Annotated in this window: 16 protein-coding genes and 1 pseudogene; 7 read left to right on the top strand and 10 right to left on the bottom strand. The window is 38.1% G+C overall.

Annotated features, from left to right (window positions below):
* The first annotated feature begins 659 nt into the window (after window positions 1–659).
* From EZY12_08330 to EZY12_08320, 3 genes are all read left to right on the top strand, one after another.
* Entirely contained in the window at window positions 660–1,949 is a 1,290-nt protein-coding gene (locus EZY12_08330; protein QSX69595.1) for a glucose-1-phosphate adenylyltransferase, read from the top strand.
* Between the two features lie 195 nt (window positions 1,950–2,144).
* On the top strand, window positions 2,145–2,600 hold the full coding sequence (locus EZY12_08325) for an AAA family ATPase (protein QSX69594.1): 456 nt from the start codon (window positions 2,145–2,147) through the stop codon (window positions 2,598–2,600).
* 214 nt (window positions 2,601–2,814) lie between these two features.
* A complete protein-coding gene (locus EZY12_08320) occupies window positions 2,815–3,786 on the top strand; it encodes a J domain-containing protein (GenBank protein QSX69593.1) in 972 nt (323 codons plus the stop codon).
* Window positions 3,787–4,198: 412 nt separating this feature from the next.
* Here the strand turns inward: EZY12_08320 and EZY12_08315 are convergent, their stop codons facing one another.
* The 3 genes from EZY12_08315 to EZY12_08305 all read right to left on the bottom strand — a co-directional run bounded on the left by EZY12_08315 (window position 4,199) and on the right by EZY12_08305 (window position 6,180).
* Window positions 4,199–4,744: a redoxin domain-containing protein gene (locus EZY12_08315; protein QSX69592.1), complete on the bottom strand. Its 546-nt coding sequence runs from the start codon at window positions 4,742–4,744 to the stop codon at window positions 4,199–4,201.
* A gap of 44 nt (window positions 4,745–4,788) precedes the next feature.
* Complete coding sequence (locus tag EZY12_08310) at window positions 4,789–5,400, bottom strand: peroxiredoxin (GenBank protein ID QSX69591.1); 612 nt, start codon at window positions 5,398–5,400, stop codon at window positions 4,789–4,791.
* A 342-nt stretch (window positions 5,401–5,742) separates the two neighbouring features.
* Window positions 5,743–6,180, bottom strand: a complete 438-nt coding sequence (locus EZY12_08305) for a hypothetical protein (GenBank protein QSX69590.1) — start codon at window positions 6,178–6,180, stop codon at window positions 5,743–5,745.
* A gap of 747 nt (window positions 6,181–6,927) precedes the next feature.
* Here EZY12_08305 and EZY12_08300 point away from each other — a divergent pair.
* The 4 genes and pseudogenes from EZY12_08300 to EZY12_08285 all read left to right on the top strand — a co-directional run bounded on the left by EZY12_08300 (window position 6,928) and on the right by EZY12_08285 (window position 12,420).
* A pseudogene (locus tag EZY12_08300) lies at window positions 6,928–8,190 on the top strand (hypothetical protein).
* Between the two features lie 661 nt (window positions 8,191–8,851).
* Entirely contained in the window at window positions 8,852–10,066 is a 1,215-nt protein-coding gene (locus EZY12_08295; GenBank protein ID QSX69589.1) for a transposase, read from the top strand.
* 17 nt (window positions 10,067–10,083) lie between these two features.
* Window positions 10,084–11,643, top strand: coding sequence for a tetratricopeptide repeat protein (locus EZY12_08290; protein QSX69588.1), 1,560 nt, complete (start codon window positions 10,084–10,086; stop codon window positions 11,641–11,643).
* Between the two features lie 204 nt (window positions 11,644–11,847).
* Entirely contained in the window at window positions 11,848–12,420 is a 573-nt protein-coding gene (locus EZY12_08285) for a hypothetical protein (protein QSX70577.1), read from the top strand.
* Window positions 12,421–12,474: 54 nt separating this feature from the next.
* Here EZY12_08285 and EZY12_08280 read toward each other — a convergent pair whose 3' ends face one another.
* The 7 genes from EZY12_08280 to EZY12_08250 form a co-directional block, all read right to left on the bottom strand.
* On the bottom strand, window positions 12,475–13,656 hold the full coding sequence (locus EZY12_08280) for an aldo/keto reductase (GenBank protein QSX69587.1): 1,182 nt from the start codon (window positions 13,654–13,656) through the stop codon (window positions 12,475–12,477).
* Window positions 13,657–14,157: 501 nt separating this feature from the next.
* Window positions 14,158–15,078: a TIGR01777 family oxidoreductase gene (locus EZY12_08275; GenBank protein ID QSX69586.1), complete on the bottom strand. Its 921-nt coding sequence runs from the start codon at window positions 15,076–15,078 to the stop codon at window positions 14,158–14,160.
* Window positions 15,079–15,210: 132 nt separating this feature from the next.
* A complete protein-coding gene (locus EZY12_08270) occupies window positions 15,211–15,642 on the bottom strand; it encodes an FHA domain-containing protein (GenBank protein ID QSX69585.1) in 432 nt (143 codons plus the stop codon).
* A gap of 114 nt (window positions 15,643–15,756) precedes the next feature.
* Window positions 15,757–18,174: a copper-translocating P-type ATPase gene (locus EZY12_08265; GenBank protein ID QSX69584.1), complete on the bottom strand. Its 2,418-nt coding sequence runs from the start codon at window positions 18,172–18,174 to the stop codon at window positions 15,757–15,759.
* A gap of 633 nt (window positions 18,175–18,807) precedes the next feature.
* The gene (locus EZY12_08260) at window positions 18,808–19,083 is read right to left on the bottom strand and encodes an NINE protein (GenBank protein QSX69583.1); all 276 of its coding nucleotides are present in this window, start codon (window positions 19,081–19,083) and stop codon (window positions 18,808–18,810) included.
* A gap of 510 nt (window positions 19,084–19,593) precedes the next feature.
* Window positions 19,594–21,117: a CPBP family intramembrane metalloprotease gene (locus EZY12_08255; GenBank protein QSX69582.1), complete on the bottom strand. Its 1,524-nt coding sequence runs from the start codon at window positions 21,115–21,117 to the stop codon at window positions 19,594–19,596.
* A gap of 95 nt (window positions 21,118–21,212) precedes the next feature.
* A complete protein-coding gene (locus EZY12_08250) occupies window positions 21,213–22,031 on the bottom strand; it encodes a DUF2887 domain-containing protein (GenBank protein QSX69581.1) in 819 nt (272 codons plus the stop codon).
* Window positions 22,032–22,034 lie beyond the last annotated feature (3 nt).

The following is a 22,034-nucleotide window of genomic DNA, read 5'->3' as shown; positions in this document are numbered from 1 at the left end:
AAATACCCAAAAATTTCTTGTAGTGCGGGCCGAAAAGTCCCCTAATCATCAAGGACGGGCAGGATGCCCATCCCACAAAATTGGGTAATTTATTTTTTGGTGTTCCCTTAATAAATACAAATGTTTTAATATTTCCCCTTATTTACCAAAAAACTGGGTTTAAAGCCCCGTGCTTCTAGCACGGCTTTTATGGTAGAATTTAGTGAGTGGAAAGGGTAATCAACCACTTAAAAAACCCAGTTGCCGAAAGGTACAACGCTGAACCTTGAAAATTGAATCTATGGGGTTCTGCTGCATTTTTCTAGACTCCACCTCGCAGTAGGTAAAAGATTTAGAGGAGCTAGACATACAGTTTTTTGAAACATTATGTTTCAAATCAAAAAAAGAACTTGGAGAAATCTAACTAGGGTAGGGCATACCCAAAGTCGCTTGGGGAGAGTCCCACCTCTGAGCTAGACACTGCAAGGTATCTAGTTTAAGTGGTCTCGTTGAACCAAGAATCCTCGTGCCTTTAGAACGAGGAGTGTCAACAGCACTATTGATCACAAACCCCATTGAGAAAAAATTCATCCCTAAGATTCTTTGCTCTGGTCTTTATCAGTTGCTACATACAGTCCTAAACTGTAGATGAGAGTTGAAAGGTAGTTGGGAGAAAATTTGTGAAAAAAGTTTTAGCAATTATTCTGGGTGGGGGTGCGGGTACTCGGCTTTATCCGTTAACTAAACTCCGCGCTAAACCAGCAGTACCAGTGGCTGGGAAGTATCGCTTAATAGATATTCCTGTTAGCAACTGCATCAATTCCGAAATATTCAAAATCTACGTCCTTACTCAATTTAACTCAGCCTCTCTGAATCGTCACATTGCTCGTGCTTACAACTTTAGTGGGTTTAGCGATGGGTTTGTAGAAGTGTTAGCAGCACAACAAACCCCAGAAAACCCCAACTGGTTCCAAGGTACGGCTGATGCTGTGCGTCAGTACATCTGGATGTTACAAGATTGGGATGTAGAGGAATTTCTGATTCTTTCTGGTGATCACCTCTACCGCATGGATTACCGTCAGTTTATCCAGCGTCACAGAGACACAAATGCGGATATTACACTTTCCGTAATTCCCATAGATGATCGTCGCGCCTCAGATTATGGCTTGATGAAAATCAATGAATCCGGTAGAGTCATTGACTTTAGCGAAAAACCCAAAGGTGAAGCTTTAGCGCAAATGCGAGTTGATACCACCATATTGGGATTGACAAAAGAACAAGCCGAACTACAGCCATTTATCGCCTCAATGGGGATTTATGTCTTTAAAAAAGATGTTTTAATCAAGTTACTGAAACAATCTTTAGCACAAACTGATTTTGGCAAAGAGATTATTCCCGAAGCTGCTAAAGACCACAACGTTCAAGCCTTCTTGTTTGATGACTACTGGGAAGATATTGGGACAATTGAATCTTTTTATGAAGCCAATTTAGCCCTAACAAAGCAACCGCTCCCTCCCTTTAGCTTCTATGATGAAGCAGCGCCAATTTATACTCGCGCTCGTTACTTACCCCCCTCTAAACTGTTGAATTGCCAAATCACAGAATCTATGATTGGCGACGGTTGTATCTTGAAAGATTGCCGGATTCAACATTCAGTTTTGGGAGTGCGATCGCGGATAGAATCAAGATCTATAATTGAAGAAACCCTGATCATGGGTGCTGACTATTACCAACCATCCGCTGAAAGACAATGCAGCTTAGAACCAAATGATATCCCCGTCGGTATTGGCACAGACACCATTATCCGCCGTGCCATCATTGATAAAAATGCCCGCATTGGTAACAATGTAAAAATCATCAATAAGGACAACATCCAAGAAGCAGAACGGGAAAAGCAAGGCTTCTACATCCGTAGTGGCATTGTTGTCGTCCTCAAAAATGCTGCAATTCCTGATGGAACAATTATTTAGTCATTGGTCATTGGTCACTGTTCCTTTGTTAATTAGCGACTAACGACTAATAGCTAATGACTAATACAGCGGTTTGCGCTCTTATGAGGTACATCTTAGCCCCCTCCCCGCAAGCGGGGAGGGGGTTGGGGGTGGGGTTCATGTACCTCATAACATCGGGAAGTGCTGTAACTACTAACCAATGACTACTAACCAATGACTAAATTAATTTTGCTAATTGGTCTTCCTGGTAGTGGTAAATCAACTTTAGCAAAACAACTACTGACAGAATGCCCCCAGATGCGGCTAATTTCCACAGATGTTATCCGGGGGCAACTTTTTGGTTCAGAAGCAATTCAAGGGCCTTGGCTGCTAATTTGGCGCGAACTGGAACAACAATTACAGCAAGCCATAACCGCAGATCAAGGGGTAATTCTCGATGCTACCCACGCCCAAAGGAAAAATCGCCGAGAAGTGATTACCCTCGCCCGTAATTGTGGCTTTAGTTATATTATGGGCGTTTGGGTGAAAACTCCAGTTTGGCTATGTTTGACACGAAATCAAAAACGGATTCGTCAAGTTCCCGAAGATATAATTCTCCGAATGCACCGCCAAATCCGGGATGCTCCCCCCAGCTTAGAAGAAGGAATAGACGAGCTTATTTCCTTTTAATAATGGCAAGAGTACGGGAATTACGCTGGTACCTTCAGCAAGAACCACACTTGATTTTGGGGACTGTTTGTTACTTTAATATCAGAATCTTTTTGCCTGCCATGAGACCAAAAAAAAGGGCACAGGCATCAAATAAAACGAAGTCACCCACCAGGGTTAATTACCAATAAATCTTAGAAAAAACATCACCTAAATTTCTACAGGAGGCTAGTAGATGGCTGCAACCGATTTTAAAGACTATTATGCAATGTTAAGAATTAGTAAAACTGCCACTTCAGAAGAAATTAAACAAGCTTTTCGGAAACTAGCCCGTAAATATCATCCTGATGTTAACCCCAATAACAAACAGGCTGAAGCTAAGTTTAAAGAAGTTAATGAAGCCTACGAGGTCTTATCTGACCCAGATAAACGCAAAAAATACGACCAATTTGGTCAATATTGGAAACAAGCGGGTATTGGTATCCCCGGTGGTGGTTCTGGTGTGGATATGGGCGGGGTTGATTTTGGTCAATACGGCAGTTTTAATGACTTTTTAACTGAATTATTTGGTGGTGCAGGACCTCGCAGCGGCCGACAAAGTTACTCTTATCGGACTTCCACTGGTAGACCAGGTGGCGATTTTGGTTTTCAAGATGGCTCTGCTGGTAGCACACAAGATACAGAAGCTGTGATTACTTTAACTTTTGCAGAAGCATTTTCTGGTGTTCAAAAACGGTTTAGTTTAGGAAACGAAACTATTGATGTGCGTATTCCTGGTAGTGCGAAAACTGGTACTCGTTTACGGGTGAAGGGTAAAGGCCAAATTAACCCCATGAATCAACAACGGGGAGATTTATACTTAAAGGTAGAATTACAACCCCATACTTTTTTCCAAATAGAAGGGGATAATCTTGTTTGCGAAGTATTAATTACCCCTGACGAAGCTACATTAGGCGCGACGATAGATGTACCTACACCTGATGGTAATGTTAATGTTAAGCTACCTGCGGGAGTGCGTTCTGGTCAATCCCTGCGGTTACGTGGTAAAGGTTGGCCTTTAGCTAAAGGTGGACGGGGTGATCAATTGGTGAAAGTGGCGATCGCCCCTCCAAAAGACCTCACTCCTCAAGAACGGGAATGCTATGAAAAAATTAGAGCCATTCGTACTTACAACCCCCGCAGTCATTTAGCACAAGTTAAGTTGTGAAGATTGTTAAGAGTATTTCCCTAGAGAACTATCCAGAATTGTGATTGTGTATTCTTTTGAGGATCGTTAGCCATAATGTGGGGAAAACTCTGCAAAATACCTCACCGTACATAATCTAGAATTTTACCATAGTATCAAAGAGCGTTGTATTTATTAAAACACCCTTAATTATTTATAAAAAATATTTACTTATGTAAAGGTTGGCTTTAAAGTTACATTTCCCATACAATAATAGAAAATGTGTGGGACAATATTTGCTTTGAGCATAGGTTATGGTTTCAATTTCTTGCCTAAATAAACACTTCAATATTTAAAGAGTCATCATGTTGATGGTTTAATTTGTATTAGTTAAAATGCAGCTTACCAAAACCATACTAGGTGGTTATGGATTAGGCTGCACCAATGATGTTTGTCAGCATATTTCTGTATATTTGGCTAGAAGTGTCTCTATGCTGGCATTATGATCTAAGAAAGAAAATAAATGTCTATAGAGCAGTTTTCCATCTTTATCTAATACAAATTGTGCGGATAAAGGCGCTCCTAATGCTTGTCCAGTTTTATAAGTCCGAAATGTATGACAACTAGAATCACTCAATAATGGCATTTTTAAACCCAAGTCTTGCACAATTATTTGACTTTGCTTTTTATCGGTACTAGTAATTAATAAAACTTCAATTCCTCTATTTTTAAACTGTTCATAGTTCTCATTTAAAGCTTTAATATGGGGATAACAAAATGGACAATATTGCTTTTCGGTGAAAATTCTCGTAAAGGCAATTAGTACAGGTTGTTTACCTCGGAAATCAGATAATTTAACAACAGTATTGTTAGTAATATCTGATAATTTAAAATCTGGTGTGCCTACACCCAATCGGAAATTATCTAACGGGGGTATAGGTAAAAAATTATGGAAAAATCGCTCGTTAAACAAGCCAGTAAAATCAGTTGAAGTCAGCATAAAAAATTCAAAGTTAAAAGTTTAATTACCAAATTCCCAATTCTCTAAATATCAGCAAAGTAAATTTTAGACTTCACGGGATCAGGATTCATTGTTTTGTCACCAGGTTGCCAATTAACAGGACAAACTTCCTCGGAGTGGGACTGAACGTACTGAATTGCTTGTAATGTTCGTAGGGCTTCATCTACATTGCGACCAAAGGCTAGATTATTAATGGTAGCGTGTTGGAGGATGCCATCTTTGTCAATAATAAATAAACCCCGTAAAGCAATGCCGGCGTTAGGATCAAGAACGCTGTAAGCGGCACTAATTTCTTTTCTGATGTCGGAAACTAAGGGATAATTTATATCACCAACTCCACCAGATTTACGATCTGTTTGAATCCAAGCGAGGTGAGAAAATTCACTATCAACAGAAATACCCAAAATTTCTGTACTTAGTTTGCTGAATTCCGCGTAGCGATCGCTAAATGCTGTCACTTCAGTTGGACAAACAAAGGTAAAATCTAAGGGATAGAACAAGAGAACAACATATCTACCACGATAATCAGATAACTTAATTGACTTAAACTCCTGATCTACTACGGATGTTGCTGTAAAATCGGGAGCCTGTTGACCAATACGGAGGTATCCCTCTGTTCCATAGGTAAGCGTCATTAACCTAATTCTCCTTCAACTTCATTTATATTTCTTAATTTCGAGTAAGTGGTTTTTTGTTGGTATCAAGAACTAGAACAAAATTAGACATTTAAATTTCACCATTTTAGGGTGGAGTAAATCCAAAATCCAAAATCGTAAATCCAAAATTGACTGACCTAGATAACGTTTACTCATGTTTTGAGTGGTTTGGTTCACATAAACTACAGATTACTCCGTTTATTTATGCTCTCAGCATTTAAACTGACCTAAATATTTGTTTTCTTGGTATTTGAGTATTTTATTATTATCTGATTAGTCACTCCCACACAAAGCATGGGAGCGATTCTGCCAGGTTACAGGCTAGTTTTTAGCATACTTACCAATTATTGTCGCCAAGTCTGGTATTGCCTCTTCTACGTGTCTTTTGGCGGAATTACGTAACTTATCATAGGTTCCTCGCACAATTTGCCGCTTCGTGTGCTTGACTCTTTCATCAGTAACGCCTAGCAGCGCGTCCGCAGTTCGAGAGCTATTTACTGTCAGATGTTTCACTGGCTCTCCTTGTTGCACTCCTTCACTCCAGATGGGATCAAGTGCCTTAAAACAGGTCGGTAAGAGGGACTCGACAACATCGGGGACATACCCTGGTTTAATTCCCTTGAGAGCGCCAAAAGCAGCTTTTAGTGCTATTCCGCTCATACCCGACTTAGATGCTAGTTGTGAGTCTATCATGTTGCAGCAGTCTTGGACAATCAATGCCTGATTGTGAGAATTCAACAGTTCATCGCTCAGTCCCATTTTCATACTCCTAAGTATTTAGATATCCAAGTATCAAATTGTTTGATTTAAAAAAGAGGAGGCTGAAAACAATGATTGATCACAATCATCTGTTTTCCAAGATAAGAGCATATCAATTTTTTGTCAAAACTGGTAAAACCACCTTTGTTTACCTGCAACTTGCTGTAATTAAGTATTTTTGGTTCAATTTCGGAAATTTTTTATGGCAATGCACCTCATTGTCGTCAATGTGCAAACTGCTTGCAGCAGTGATTTGGTATTGCTCAGGATTGGTCTGTTGCTGAAGTTATGCGTCATAGAAGAAGGGAACAGGGAATAGTTTTTCCTATGTCCTGTTCGGTGAACGGGGAGTAAGAGACCCGACTTCAATAAGTGGAGTGTTTCATGTGGGATCTAAATCTTCCTTTTTTGTTGTTCCCTGTTGCCCGTTCCCTCTTTATATTGAGACAACAGACAAATAAAAACTGAAGATATCATTAATTCCCCTGTTGAACTTATCCTCTTGAGAAGTTATTATGTATGGGAACAAGATGCGTCTCGGCAATGGCAAAATAGTCTAAAAAATAAAAATAATTCACCAAGACACAAATTTCAGAAGTTAATCCATTTTAGCTTGAGTATCATTATACTCCCTTCTCTAAGTATATAATACAGTGGGATATTAACTTCATTCTTAAGATAACCCCTGAATTCTTTGTTGATAAAATTTCTATTCAACTTTAACCGATCAAAATCAACCATAACAGTATGTCTTACGTATCCATCTTCAAAAATATACCAGAAATATTAAGCCAACCAACGGGAATAGCCGCCATAGCCTCTCTTGGTATTCACGGTGCTATTGCTTTAATTGTGCCATTAATGCCAGTTAACACTAGTGCATCTTCAAAAGCTGACTCACCTAAAGCAGTAGGACTGATGGAATTGAGTACCGCTGATCAAAGCCGATTACCACAACCTCCTAGTACATCCCCAGTAGCCTTACAGCAGCCTAAACTACCGATACAACAACAACTACCAGGCACTAATTTGGGTAGCCCATTAACTAACTATCCCCCTTTACAAACAGAATTATCTAATCAGCCTGTATTACCAGCTATTCCTAGCTCGCTAACTAATTATAACCTCTCTTACCTGCCTACTAGGCAATCTATTGAAAGATTGACTCGCAATGACTTACAGAGAGCAATGTCTAGATTGCCAAGAAGCACATATACTCCCTCTGTTTCCTCTATTTCACCTTTGGTCAATAATCTAGATCAGGGAATGCGAGAAACTGGATCTCTAGGTATTAATAGGTTACCAGAACTTCGACAAAATAATGACATACCTGGAGAACCACTGAATAATCCATCCGCTGAACCTATTGATATTGGAAGTTCAACAACAGTAGGAATTTCACCACCACAAACAGTGGAATCAGAAAATAATGCCGTTAAAATTGTCCAAGATGGGGAAAAAATAGCTTTAGTAGATAATTCTAAGGGGAAATCACCAGAAATTCTCAGAAATGAGTCTGACTCAAAAGGTCAGAGAACTGAACAATTCGCTAAATTGAACTCATACAACACTCTTAGACAAAACATTCGTCAAGAATATCCCAATATCAAAGAGAAAGGGGTAATTCGTGAAACCATCTCTACAGATACACTAGAGATGGAAGGCACAGTTGTAGGTAGATTAGTTGTAGATTCAGATGGTAAGGTTTTAGATATTAAGTTTCAAGAAGGAACAGAATCGCCGAAGTTACAATCTAAAGTTCGAGAATTTTTCAGTGCTAATCCACCTCAAGCTGATAAGCAAGTAATTAGCTCTTATCCTTTTCAACTAAAGTTCCAAAATAATCCTAATGCTTCGGGAGTAAGTTCTAAGATTCAACCTTCAGTTACAACAAATACTGAAAAAGTATTTGAATCTCAAATAAAACCTTCAGCAACACCAAATACTCAAAAATTACCTGAATCTCAAATAAAACCTTCAGCAACACCAAATACTGAAAAATTACCTGAATCTCAAATCAAACCTTCAGTCACACCAAATACTGAAAAATTACCTGAATCTCAAATCAAACCTTCAGTCACACCAAATACTGAAAAATTACCTGAATCTCAAATCAAACCTTCTGCAACTCTGAATCTTAAAAAATTACCTGAATTGAAAATACAACCTTCAGGAACATCAGATTCTAAAAAATTACCTGAACTGAAAGTACAACCTTCTGCAACTCTGAATCTTAAAAAATTACCTGAACCCCAGAATACTCAAAATTCCTCTGGAACTCCAGCAGTAAATACTCCTGATCCTGTTAAGTCGGCGACACCAAGTAGTGATTCTCCCGCTGTATCTACTGAATCTAATCAAAAACTCATCCAAAAGTTACGCCAAATCAAGGAAGAAGAAAAAAATCCTGAGTAATTAACTGTCAGGAGATATAACAGGGGAAAAGCGAGAAAAAGTCATATACCAAGAAACTTTCAAGCCTGCTCCCTGTTGCCTGCTGTAAGTTAATTAAAAGACCGCAGAAATATTATAAAATAACTGGGTAAGCGTAAAACTCAGTCCCTTTAGGGCTGAGATATAAGCGACTCCTGCGACTTTAGTCGCAGTCATCTTTCTACTGGGCTTGCTATTTTATTTTAGACAGAGTAGCATCAAAATGGGAGGGAAAAAGATGCTTGTTTTTGAGTTTAAAGCTTACGGGAAGTCAGCGCAAATAAAAGCAGTAGGTGATGCAATTCGGACTGCACAGTTTATTCGCAATAGCTGTATTCGGCTATGGATAGATGTGAAAAACACAGGCAAAAATGATTTAAACAAATATTGTGCCGTACTTGCTGCTAAATTCTCCTTTGCGAATGAACTCAATTCAATGGCAAGACAAGCCAGTGCAGAACGAGCATGGTTTTCTATCTCTCGGTTTTGTGATAATTGCAAAAAAGGGGTTTTCGGTAAAAAGGGCTTTCCTCAATTCCAGAAAGATTGTCGTTCTGTCGAATACAAAACTTCTGGCTGGAAACTAACCAATGACCGTAAGTTTATCACCTTCACCGATAAAAAAGGGATTGGGCGATTAAAACTTAAAGGAACTCGTGATCTGCATTTTTACCAAATTAACCAAATTAAACGGGTAAGATTGGTAAAACGTGCGGACGGTATTTGTGTTCAATTTTGTATTAATGTCAACCGTCAAGAAGATATAGCACTATCAGGAAATACAATTGGGTTGGATGTAGGTTTGAAAGAATACTACACTGATTCTGAGGGCGTAATGATTGAGAATCCCAAATTTCTCCGGATTGGAGAAAAGGTTCTTAAACGTTCGCAACGTCGTGTTTCCAGAAAGGTAAAAGGTTCAAAAAATAGGGGCAAAGCTAGACAGACTTTAGGAAAACGCCATCTCAAAATAAGTAGGCAACGTAAAGACCATGCTGTGAAGTTAGCACGGTGCGTAGTTCAGTCTAACGACTTGATAGCTTATGAAGATTTGAGAATTAAAAATTTGGTGAAAAATCATTGTTTAGCTAAGTCTATTAACGACGCATCTTGGTATCAGTTTCGTGTCTGGCTGGAATACTTTGGTCAGGTTTTCAAGAAGCTCACAGTTGCGGTTAATCCGCAATACACGAGCCAAGAATGCTCTAGTTGCGGTGAAATTGTGAAGAAAACTCTATCTACTCGCACCCACGTTTGTCGGTGTGGTTGTGTCATGGATAGAGATGAAAATGCAGCTAGAAATATCCTTCGTCGGGGATTGGGTACGGTAGGGCATACCGAAACCTTCATGCTAGACATGAGTAACGCTTTAGGAGATGAGTCCTCTACTCAGGTTGGAGTAATCCTGTCTGAGCAAGTCATGTCTTTGATCAAAGAATCTCAGCGGCTTTAGCCCTGAGAGTGTCAAACATGGATTGGATTACCCTCCTGCGATCGCTACAGTCTGACTTTCTTAGAAGGTTAACATCAAGTTGTCTACTTCATTGTGAAATAGAAGGTCAACATAGTGAATTAACTATTATTTCTGGTGATAGATTAAAGTCATTACGAGAATTTTGCTGGTTAATGGCGGAAAAATATAAACGCACTTCCCCAGTTCGTGATGTTTTTATTAATAACCTCAAAGGTAAATTAGGCGAGGAAGTTGTTAAAGAACGGTTAGCTGATTTTATTACTGAAGTAGATTATGAAAAACGCTTTGGTGGTGATGGTAAAAGTGATTTCACTCTCACTGCTAATTCTTTAATTGGCGTTGAAGTCAAATCTCGTCACGGTAGTATTGATAGAGTTAGATGGTCAGTTAGTGCGGAAGAAGTGGAAAAAAATGCGGTAATTGTCTGTATTTTGATTCAGGAAGAAGTCAATGAAGCCCAATCTGCATATCACCTTTTTTTAGCTGGATTTCTTCCCACACAAATGATTAAATTGAAAACGGGGAAAATTTCCTTTGGGATTAATCAATTATTGTATGCTGGTGGTTTATTTTCCTATTTAGAACAATTTCAAGTTTCCTCAAATGCTCATAAATCTAATTTAGCTCAGAGTCAACTAATTAAACCCCAATCTGCATCTGTTGATTTAACTACTTTTTATTTAACTCTCGGTGATGAATATTTACAAAAAAGGGAGTATACAGCAGCAATTAATAGTTATAATCAAGCTTTACAATTTAATAATAGTGATGCTGATATTTATTATAAACTAGGTTTAGTTAATTATCAATTAGGTGAGTATCACACCGCAATTATTAATTATAGTCAGGCAATAAATCTTAATATTAATCATCCTCAAGCTTACAATCAAATAGGTTTGGTACATTATCAACTAGGTAATTATCAAATAGCTATAGAAGCTTACACCCAAGCTATTAGAATTAATCCACATTTTGCGATTAATTATAAAAATCGTGCTGATGTTCGTTCGCATATTGGTGATACCCAAGGAGCAATTGAAGATTATAATCAAGCAATTAAGCTGAATCCTGATTATGCTACTACGCAAAAAGATAGGCAAATATCTCGTTATTTATTAAATGATCAACAGCAATTAAAACCAGTAATTAATATTGATTCTGATGATGCTATTGGGTATAAAAATCGTGGAAATGATTGGGCTGAATCAGGAGATAATGAAGGAGCAATTACCGATTATACCCAAGTAATTCAAATTAATCCTGATGATATTGATGCTTATTATTGTCGGGGTAATGCTCATTTTGATTCAGGAAAATATGCAGCAGCAATTACCGATTATACTCAGGTAGTTAAAATAAATTCTCACTACGTTAACGCTTATTATAACCGAGGAAATGCTCGGTTAGAGATTGCAGATAAACAGGGAGCAGTTGAGGATTTTCAGAAAGCAGCAGATTTATATTGGCAAGCAGGAAAATTAGCAGAATATAAAGATACACAAGCTAGAATTATAGAATTAGAAATAGAAGCATCTTTAGATATTTTAAATTTTTAATTACAAGTAGGGTGTGTTAGCGACAGCGTAACGCACCATTATCAAGAATTTGGTGTGTTAGCAACAGCGTAACGCATCATTATCAAGAATTTGGTGTGTTAGCGACAGCGTAACGCATCATTATCAAGAATTTGGTGCATTACGAACTTCGTTCTAATGCACCCTACAATATTAAAATAGTATATTTAGTGAAATAGGTTGTTAATAATGAAGACTTTAAAAAATATCTATCCTCTATGTAGCTTAGTTTTTTTAACTTATATGGGGAGTTTTCAAGATGAAATTATAGCATCTGCTAAAAATCAGCCGCAAATAATGGTAAAACAGGAATTACAGAGTAAAAATACCCAAGTAAACCCAGTTTTCAACCCAATTCTCTCCGAATTAAAGCAAAAAACCCAGATCAAGATTTTATTACCTCAGTATGTTTCTGAATCAGATGGGGAAAATCCACTTTACGCCATTATGGAAACTGCTACAAAGAATAAATACGAAATATTACTGGGTTTTAGTCCCGATTGTACTGGTGGAACAGCTTGCCGTCTGGGTATAATTACAGGAGAAGCCATCACACCCAAAATGCCCCGTCTGACTGGTAAATCAGTATTGTTAACTAAGGGTATTACTGGCTATTTTGTAGATTTTCGTTGTGGTGCTAATTGCTCAGATGCTACATTAACCTGGAGACAAAATGGTGTGCAATATATGATTGGATTGAAAGCAGGTAATTACAATTCCTTAACCAAAATGGCAAAATCAGTAATTGCACCCTTTTAAAACTTGATAATTTTTCGATGTTGGATAATTACGGGATGAATTATGTTTCGCGTTTCAACTCTGAGATAAACGCTTTATCTCTGCACTTCCTAATATTTCTTGGGCTTTCGCTAACATCTGCGGAATTTTTTCAGCTTGGGGACTATTAGCAAGACATTCTCGTAAATCTAATTCATTTAACTTATCAGCCCTATTACCAGGAAACCAATGATTAGCCTGTCCTAAGAGATTATAACGCATTTTGCCATAGTCTATCATGTCATAAGCTAAAGCTAAATTTAATAACCACAAAATCACCCGCATATTTATTTCCCCTGGCGTTTTTTCCCAAGTTGGTAAATTAGTCTCCCAGGTTTTTACCCAGTCTTCTCCTAAAATATTGACTGCTTCTGACTCTAATCTGGAAATAATTGGTGGTAGGATTTCTGCTGCATTATTTAACAATTCTAAAGTTTTGATATGCTCATCAAAATCAGTTGGTTTAGCTGCTCCTATACTCAATGTATGCACTTGAGGATAACTCAAACAAAATAAATCATTAAACACCATTGGACTCAAAGGCGTACACAAATCAACTAACTTTTGGGAAGGTTCATATAATAAACCGCCTTTATTAGATGGGCTAATAATAAATACACCCATATCTAATTTATTTGCAGCTTCAATAGCAGCCCAATTCCATTGATTAATATAGTACCAATGCAAATTAACATAATCAAATTGATTACTATTAATTGCTTGCAAAATTATATTTGTGGGAGCGTGAGTAGAAAAGCCAATGAATCTGATTTTACCCTCAGATTGCAACTGTTTTGCTACTTCTAAACAACCCCCTTCACGAATACTATAATCCCAAGTTTCTGCATTATTAATTCCATGCAAACCAAACAAATCAACATAATCTAACTGAAGATAAGCTAAAGATTTTTCAAAGGTTTGGCGAAATTTTTGAGGGTCTGCGACAGGAGAAACTTTAGTTTGGACTATTAATTTTTCACGAGGAAACTGAGGCAGAATTTTTCCTAACTGCATTTCTGATGTTCCATAACCGCGTGCAGTTTCAATATGATTAATTCCCAATTCTACAGAACGGCGAATTACAGCTTCTAAATTTTCTTGATTATCTCTAGGAATTTCCTCTGGGATAACATCTTGCCATTTATATTGATATCGCATTCCTCCACAGGAGAAAACAGGCATTTGTAATTCTGTGCGGCCAAAACGTTTGTATAGCATTTGTGAATTTTTGTAACTATCTATTAACTATAAATTACAAGAGCATCCGGTAAGCGTAAAGCTCAGTGTCTTTAGACCTGAGATATAAGCGACTCGTGCGGTAATAAAGCGCATAGAGTCTTTCTTTTTATGAAAATTGGTTAAGGTGCGCGAAGTTTTGTCATCTTCGCTCTCAATGGTGTTATACTGTTCACAACAGGAATGGTAATCAACCTGTATAAAAACCTAACTGCCTAACGGCAATCTGTACCTTGACAACTGAAGATATGGGGTTCTATTCCATAGTTCTAGTGACTGCCCTCCGAATAGGTAAAATCTTCATGGGAGCTAGACGACACAGAATTTAAACTCAATCAAAATTTGCAGTAATGCAACTACCTTCGGGCAGAGGGAAAGTTAACGCTTGGGGAGAGAACCACCTCTGGCTTAGATACCGCAAGGGTTCTAAGTTAAGTGGACTCGTTGAACCAAGAATCTCAGTGGCTAAAGCCAGTGAGAGTGTCAAAGGAGAATCTGCTTTAATGCTGATGGCAAATTTGGATATTGAAACTCAAAACCTGACTCTAAAGTGCGTTTGGGTAAAACCTGTTGTCCTTCCAAAACTACCTTTGCCCCGTCTCCCAATATAGCCTCTATTGCAAATCCAGGAACAGGCAACCAAGAGGGACGATTCATCACGTTACCCATAGTTGTACTTAAATCATTCATGCGGACTGGTTGAGGAGCAGTAGCATTATATACTCCCTCCATTGTTGGTTTGGTTAAAGCTTGGATGATTAAACTAACGATATCATCTAAGTGAATCCACGAAAACCATTGTTGACCACTACCAATAGGTCCACCGGCAAATAGTTTAAAGGGGGTAATCATTTTCCCCAAAGCACCACCATTACCCAAAACAATGCCAAAACGTAGAATTACTAACCGGACATTGGCATCTTTGACCTTGCTGGCTTCTGCTTCCCATTCTTGACAGACTTGAGCCAAAAAGTCATTACCAGAAGCACTATCTTCATCAAAACTCGCAGTTTCACTAGTTCCGTAGTAACCAATAGCCGAAGTATTGACTAAAACGCTGGGTTGGGGATTAGCTTTAGCTATAGCTGCAACTATTTTTTGTGTACCCAGTTTGCGAGTATTGAGGATTTCTTGCTTGCGTTCTGGTGTCCAACGTCCCTCAGCAATGGGTTCTCCTGCCAAATTAACTACTCCATCACAACCAGCTATGCTATCTTGCCAACTGCCGGATACACCAGGGGTATAGGAAATAATTTCTAAATTAGGAAATGCTTGAAAGGGAAAAACCTTTTGAGCAAAGGTAGTATTCCGAGTTAATACTAATATTCTATGACCTTCTGTGTGTAGTCTTTCTACTAACCGACTGCCCACAAATCCTGTTGCACCACTAATTGCTATTTTCATTGCTATTGCTTGTTGTTTATTACTTAACTGAGGAATAAATCTAATGTTGGGTTACGCTGTTGCTTCACCCAACTTACAAAGAATTGTTAGTTAATGAATCCACGTTGCTTACTTTATTAAATAAATATTCTGTTATTTTTCCAAATCTTCATTCATCCCTGGGTTGATTAATGTAATGTCATATTCAATGGCATCAGTTGAGGAAAAAATCTCAGTATTTTGCAATAGATAATAAATTGCGCGGACTTGGGGTGCAAAAATAACTTCATCTTCATTGCGGAGATTATGCGCTGGAATTTTTTGTCCATTAATCATCAAACCATTAGAACTGGGTTTTCCTTTAGTATTACCATCCACAATTCGATAATAATATTGTTGACTATTATTTGAGCGGGGTAATCTTACTAATGTGGCATGATGACGGGAAACAAACTGGGAAAATAAACGAATATGACAATCATGATCTCTACCGATAGAATAAACAAGGTTTTCTAAAAGAAATTCTTTCCGTCCTTGATTATCTTCAATAATCAGTAGATGTTTTTCATTAGTTACTGTTGCCATTTCCATGATAGGTACAATAGTTACCTAAACTTTGATCAAGCATAAATATTAATGGAGGATCTTTTTTTTGCATTATTTTAGAGATTACAGAAAGAAAAATCATTGACTATTAAACTAGGGAGCAAACCTCCTTAATAAAATTGAGTTAGTTACAACACTGACAGAGCTAAAGGCCATTAATGCCGCTGCACTGGCAGGACCGAGAACAAAACCCCAACTAGGTAATAATACACCAGCTGCGAGGGGAATACCTATAGTATTATAAGCAAAAGCCCAAAATAAATTCTGACGGATGGTATTAAAAGTGGATCTACTTAGCTGAATGGATTTTACAACATCAGTAAGGGAATTTCGCATTAAGATAATTTCGGCTGTTTCCATTGCCACATCTGTACCAGAATGTAAAGCTATACCTACATCTGCCTGGGATAAAGCTGGGGCATCATTAATGCCATCTCCTACCATAGCTACATAAGATTTGATTTTCCCAGATTGAAGCGATTGAATGGTAGCGGCTTTCTGGGCTGGGGGAATACCTGCCATGATATCAGCATTGGTGATTCCTAGTTGTTTAGCGATCGCATTAGCTGCTTCTAATCTATCACCACTGAGGAGCATAACTCGCAAACCCATTTGTCGCAATTTGTCTACTGCGGTTTTAGCATCTGGTCTGAGGGTATCACTAACAGCAATTAATCCTGCTAAAGTTCCATCTACAGCCACAGCAATCACGGTTTTTCCTGCTGTAGCTAGTTGGTGTCCTTGTTGTTCTGCTGTTTCATTAATATTGACTTGGTGGTAATGGCACCATTCCCAGTTACCTAAAAGGACATTTTTCCCCCCAACTACAGCAGATACGCCCATTCCTGGTTCTGTGTGGAAGTCTACCGCACTAGGGATGATTAACTCTTGACGTTTAGCTTCTTCCTGAATAGCTATAGCGAGGGGATGATAAGTACCGCTTTCTACGGCTGCTGCTAGTTGGATTAATGATGATGGTAAAATTGATTCGGTAAGGACTAGACAATCAGTGACTGTGGGCTTACCTGTGGTGAGAGTTCCGGTTTTATCAAAAACCACTGTATCTAGTTTGTGGACTTTTTCTAAAACGTCGCCACCTTTGATTAATAATCCCCGTTCTGCACCCATACCCGTTCCCACTAAAATAGCTGTCGGGGTAGCTAGTCCTAAAGCACAAGGACAAGCAACTACCATCACAGCGATCGCTAATTTTAAACTAATTAACAATGAGGAATAATGGGTGTGAGGAAATAAATGTTGGGGATTATGTCCCATACTGTGAGACATTTCCATACTACCAGACATAATCACATCTGGCCAGAGGTGAGTTCCCAATAAATACCAAAATGCAAATGTTAAACCAGCCGCTGTTAAGACACCGTAGGTAAAATATCCAGCTACCGTATCTGCTAATTTCTGCACTGGGGCTTTGCGAGTTTGGGCAGCTTCTACCAAAGCCACAATTTGGGCTAGAGTTGTATCATCACCTGTGCGGGTAGCTTGAATAGCGATCGCTCCTGACTGATTTAAGGTTCCCCCAGTCACAGAATCTCCTAATTGCTTCATCACAGGTAGTGCTTCCCCAGTCAGCATCGCCTCATCTATCGTAGTTTGTCCAAACCGCACCTCACCATCAACAGGAATTTTATCTCCTGGTAGCACTTGCAACCATTCACCCACACGCACTTGTTCCGCCGGAATTTCTATAATATTTGCCCCAGCAATTAATTTTTCTGGTTCTGGGTTAATAATTAACCGGGCTGTTTGGGGTGATAGGGCTAACAATTGCCGAAATGCCTTAGCTGCACGTCCTCTAGCCTGTTTTTCTAAAGTTCTCCCCAACAGAATAAAACCCAACATCATCACCGGTTCATCAAAAAAGCATTCCCAACCCATTTGGGGGAACAATAACGCCACCAAACTCGCCGTATAAGCTGTCAGCGTTCCCAAACCGATAAGGGTATTCATATTGGGCGCACCCCGTCGCCAACCTAGCCAGCCTTCGACTAAAATTGGTCTACCAGGAATAATCATGGCAATAGTAGCCAGTCCACAATGAAACCAGATGTCATTTAAGAAGGGAAAAATTGCACTACCAATATTCCCAAAATGACCAATTCCCGACAGTACCAGGAGTAAACTCGCAATTACTAACTGTCTAATTGTCCCCTGCATTTCTTGGCGTTGTCTAACTTCTGAGTTAGAGATTGCAGATTTATCACCAGCCCTTTTAGCTGTCCGCAATTGACTAGGAAATCCTGTAGCTGTCAATCCCTGAGCTAGTGCCTCTGCATCTACAGTACCAACTTCCGCCTCTATGACTGCAACTTCTGTTGCCAGGTTAACACAAACGCTTTTAACTCCTGGATGCTGAATAAGCTGTTTTTCAACTGCACTTACACATCCAGCACACTTCATCCCCCCAACATCTAAAATAATTTTCTCTGAGTTTAGTATTTTTGTGGAAGGGGCAGATTCTATAACTATTTCATTTTTTGGGATCAGTTGCATGGCCAGTTTTTAGGTTCGCTCTTGTTAGTTTCGACGCTTAACAACTAGCGTCTCTACTTTGAGGTTAAGCGAAATCTACCACTTTGACCAAGTGAAAGAATATTAAGTTTCTTGAGGTAACAGGTGAAATTTTCTGATTTCAATCACCTAAAGCGCAAAAATTGAAGTGACAAGTAATAAGTAAGATTCTCTTCTTCAAATCATAAAAATCATCTAAATCAAAAAAATCATAGTTCAGATGATTCTGATAGTGTAAATTATAGCAGTTACCGAAACTAGTGAGATTCTCTTCTTCAAATCATAAAAATCATCTAAATCAAAAAAATCATAGTTCAGACGATTTTAATAGTGTAAATTATAGCAGTTACCGAAACTAGTGAGATTCTCTTCTTCAAATCATAAAAATCATCTAAATCAAAAAAAATCATAGTTCAGACGACTTATCCCTGATTTTGATAGTGTAAATTATAGTAGTTAATTGTAATGGCAACATCAAAATCAAGCTTTTGCAAAAATAATTGATTTCCCAATCTGATACTATACTAAAATACGCAATACTCATAATTAGCAAAATGAGCAAATTGATCTGTTTGTATTTAAGAATTTGCATATCAATTTTACATAACAAACTTTCTAAAACCAGCCTTGTTTATTCACAAAATAGGTATTAACAAATTCTTCATGGGATTTATTAAAGTAAATCATGGCTTCAACTAAACCAACGAGTTGCATAACTATTAATGTAAGTCCGTAAGTAAAAGAGCCACCAATTACGGAAATTGCTAACATAATAAAACCTTCTGATGTGTAACCAAGAATGAATTTATGCAGCCCAAATCCACCAAAAATAATTCCAGCATAACCAGCTAACAGTTGTTTAGTAGTGTGAGATGGGTTAAGATTACTCATATTTAGTTATCCTCCTTTATCTATAAAGAATAAAATCTAGGGAGTTGATAATGACTTTCGAGTTACAATTCCTGTATGGTTTAAATACTGATAAGAAATAAGAAATTTGGCAGAAAAATATGATGCAGTATCCTGTCTAATTTTTAGGTGACAATTAACCTCAAAATCAGCAAAGATACGACATTATAGATTTTTCTACATATATATTGTTGTGAAATCCGGAGAATTTTGTTTTAGGAGTAGTTGAGGAGTTAGCTGTTAGGATAAAAACAGTTAATAATAACCTAATTAATTATTTTCACCTATTCCCTAACAACTGTAGGGGCGTATTGCAATACGCCCCTACTGATTACCTAAAAGAAATACGCCCCTACTGATTACCTAAAAGAAATACGCCCCTACTGATTACCTAAAAGAAATACGCCCCTACTGATTACCTAAAAGAAATACGCCCCTACTGACTACCTAAAAGAAATACGCCCCTACTGATTACCTAAAAGAAATACGCCCCTACTGACTACCTAAAAGAAATAAACTAATTAATGTGCCACTATTCCAAAGACTGTGGAGAAGCATAGAAGAAAGTAAATTGCGCGATCGCGTGTAAACTATTCCTAAGACTATTCCCAATGCTGTAAGCGGGAGTATTTCTGATAAACTCAGGTGAGCAGCCGCAAATAACAAGCTACTGACGAAAATTGCCCCCCAAACAGAGGTATAACGAGTCAAAGATGGTAATAAAAAGCCCCGAAATAGGACTTCTTCAAACAACGGTGCGGCTATGGCTGCGGTAAAGAAAAATATACCCAATGCCGTATTATCCCGGCTTTCCAGTGCCATTTGCAAAAGTGGATTACTGCCACCTTGTCCTTGCCATAATTTTTGATTAATCAGTGATACTATCACCACAATTGGTAAAGCTGTACAATAGCCACCAAATCCCCACAAAAACCAATTACTGAAGAAATTGAAGCGAAACCAGTTTTCGGGAAGGGGGAAAAAACGTCTAATGGAAAAATATAGAACAGAGAAACAACCTAAAGACACTAATAGATAACTGACTAAAACCGTAAAAGCCTCAATTTTGGCATTACCTGTACCACGGGGAATAGGCAAAATAGATAATAATTCTGGTATAAATAATTGCCCCATTAAGAAAAAGCCGAGGATGAAAACTTGAATAATTATTTCCCAATTCCAAGGAGTTGACCAAACTAAATCGCTATTTATCGCTAGAAAGGATTCTCGACCTTTGAGTAAGCGTTGACCGAATAAGAAAATCAACAGTATTAGCCCAATAAAAGCTGTTAAGGTAGGTATAGTGGCAATTATCGCTAATTTTAACAATGCTTGGGTTGCCGCTTCTTGTTGGGCAATTTTCAAAGCTGATAGGGCTTCTTGACGTTGTTGAACTTGATATAATTGCTCTAAAGCTGTAGAACGAAACCAAGTATCTAAGTTTTGTTGAATAAGTTGTTCAGCTTTGGGGAAGAGACGCGGAGGTTTACTCCACATTCCACTTAAAACTTGAGCAGTTTCTGGATATTTGGAGTTGATATCTGAATATTGCTGTAACTGACTCCAAGTTTTAATTGCGTTGTCCGTTTCCTGTTGCTGTGCTTGCAAAATTCCTAACCGCAAATCTACTTCCGCTAATAATTTTTCTTGTTGCTGTTGAGATTTTTGTAAACTTTTCTCCTCTGCGGAAATAGGAAGATCTGCTGAAGATTGCAGTTTTACTAATTTTGTATTAGTTGTCTCTAAACTTGTTTGAACAGATTTACTCGCTGTTTGATATTGCTTTATTGCGCTTTCTATGGGATTTGCACCGAGAATAGATTCTTGAATTGTTTGAATACTCTTGTCGCTGCTATCTTCTGGTTGCCATGCTTGGGCTTGTAAGACAATATTAGTCTGGTACAATTCTAGACGACTCTGGAATTGAGGTTTTTGCCAGCTATTTAATAAAGATAACCCTGACAACATTATTGCTAACAAAGTTAGCCCAATTAACAGCAACCGTTTAATTGTCATCTATCCCCCTTGGACTTACGAGTACAGGAGCATAAGCCCCTTGGCAATTATAAGCCAGTACCGCAAGGGTGAAATTAAAATTTAAAAACAGTAGCTTAGTTGTGAGATTTTAGCCATTCGTCTAGGTCGGTAATATCTACAAAATCTAATAATGCTTCTCCTAGGTCTTCTAGTTGCGCTATGGTCAGACTGTTAATATTTTCGATGTAGCTATTGGTCAATTTCCCAAACCGCTTAGATAACATCCGTACCAGTAAGTTTGTTGCTTCTTCTTGCTTTGCTTCTTGATATACCCTAGTTTGTTTGATATCACTTACTAAAAACATCGCTTCAATCTCCTGACGAGTTAATTTTGAAAACTTCGACACCAAAACACTTTCCAGTAAATCTATAATACCTTGTCTTTCACTGTCGTTACCAATCTCTGTTTTTGTTCTTTGCATCAGGTTTTGAACTAATTCTGGGGCTTGAGTTTCCTTACTCAGAATTAATTCAATTAATCCCATACCTATTGAACCTGGTGGGATTTCATCTAAATAAATGCGTTTGATACGACCACTATTAACTAATTCTTGTTGATAAGGAGTTAATACTTCTACATCTAAACTACCTTTAGCAAATAAAGCTATGGCTTGCCAATCTTGTTGAGGTTTATATTGATTGAGATAAATGTTTATTTCTGTAATTAATTCCCAGTAAAATTCTGGTTTGTTTTGAAATTGAACTTCTACAAAATAGATAGGCTTTTGCAAACTATCAGGCATAAAAATACCATCAAATCGAAAAGCTTTTTCTTTGACTTCAACGGAGGTAAAATTATAACCTTGAGCATTTTCTGTTGGTTGTCCGAGAAGTTCAAATAACAGAGTGTGGAAGGTGAGGAAGATTTGATAAAATATAGTGTCTGTGTGCATGAG

Origin of the sequence: Dolichospermum sp. DET69 (assembly GCA_017355425.1) — a bacterium.
Classification (GTDB): Bacteria; Cyanobacteriota; Cyanobacteriia; order Cyanobacteriales; family Nostocaceae; genus Dolichospermum.
Note: the sequence above shows the minus strand (reverse complement) of the source record. Positions and strands in the feature narration are given on the sequence as shown.

Excerpts from the sequence above, each read along its gene's own strand:
- EZY12_08325 (QSX69594.1), top strand. The coding sequence starts at position 2,145 with ATGACTAAATTAATTTTGCTAATTGGTCTTCCTGGTAGTGGTAAATCA.
- EZY12_08320 (QSX69593.1), top strand. The coding sequence starts at position 2,815 with ATGGCTGCAACCGATTTTAAAGACTATTATGCAATGTTAAGAATTAGT.
- EZY12_08315 (QSX69592.1), bottom strand. The coding sequence starts at position 4,744 with ATGCTGACTTCAACTGATTTTACTGGCTTGTTTAACGAGCGATTTTTC.
- EZY12_08305 (QSX69590.1), bottom strand. The coding sequence starts at position 6,180 with ATGGGACTGAGCGATGAACTGTTGAATTCTCACAATCAGGCATTGATT.
- EZY12_08255 (QSX69582.1), bottom strand. The coding sequence starts at position 21,117 with ATGACAATTAAACGGTTGCTGTTAATTGGGCTAACTTTGTTAGCAATA.
- EZY12_08250 (QSX69581.1), bottom strand. The coding sequence starts at position 22,031 with ATGCACACAGACACTATATTTTATCAAATCTTCCTCACCTTCCACACT.
- EZY12_08270 (QSX69585.1), bottom strand. The coding sequence starts at position 15,642 with ATGGCAACAGTAACTAATGAAAAACATCTACTGATTATTGAAGATAAT.
- EZY12_08290 (QSX69588.1), top strand. The coding sequence starts at position 10,084 with ATGGATTGGATTACCCTCCTGCGATCGCTACAGTCTGACTTTCTTAGA.
- EZY12_08260 (QSX69583.1), bottom strand. The coding sequence starts at position 19,083 with ATGAGTAATCTTAACCCATCTCACACTACTAAACAACTGTTAGCTGGT.
- EZY12_08310 (QSX69591.1), bottom strand. The coding sequence starts at position 5,400 with ATGACGCTTACCTATGGAACAGAGGGATACCTCCGTATTGGTCAACAG.
- EZY12_08295 (QSX69589.1), top strand. The coding sequence starts at position 8,852 with ATGCTTGTTTTTGAGTTTAAAGCTTACGGGAAGTCAGCGCAAATAAAA.
- EZY12_08280 (QSX69587.1), bottom strand. The coding sequence starts at position 13,656 with ATGCTATACAAACGTTTTGGCCGCACAGAATTACAAATGCCTGTTTTC.
- EZY12_08265 (QSX69584.1), bottom strand. The coding sequence starts at position 18,174 with ATGCAACTGATCCCAAAAAATGAAATAGTTATAGAATCTGCCCCTTCC.
- EZY12_08275 (QSX69586.1), bottom strand. The coding sequence starts at position 15,078 with ATGAAAATAGCAATTAGTGGTGCAACAGGATTTGTGGGCAGTCGGTTA.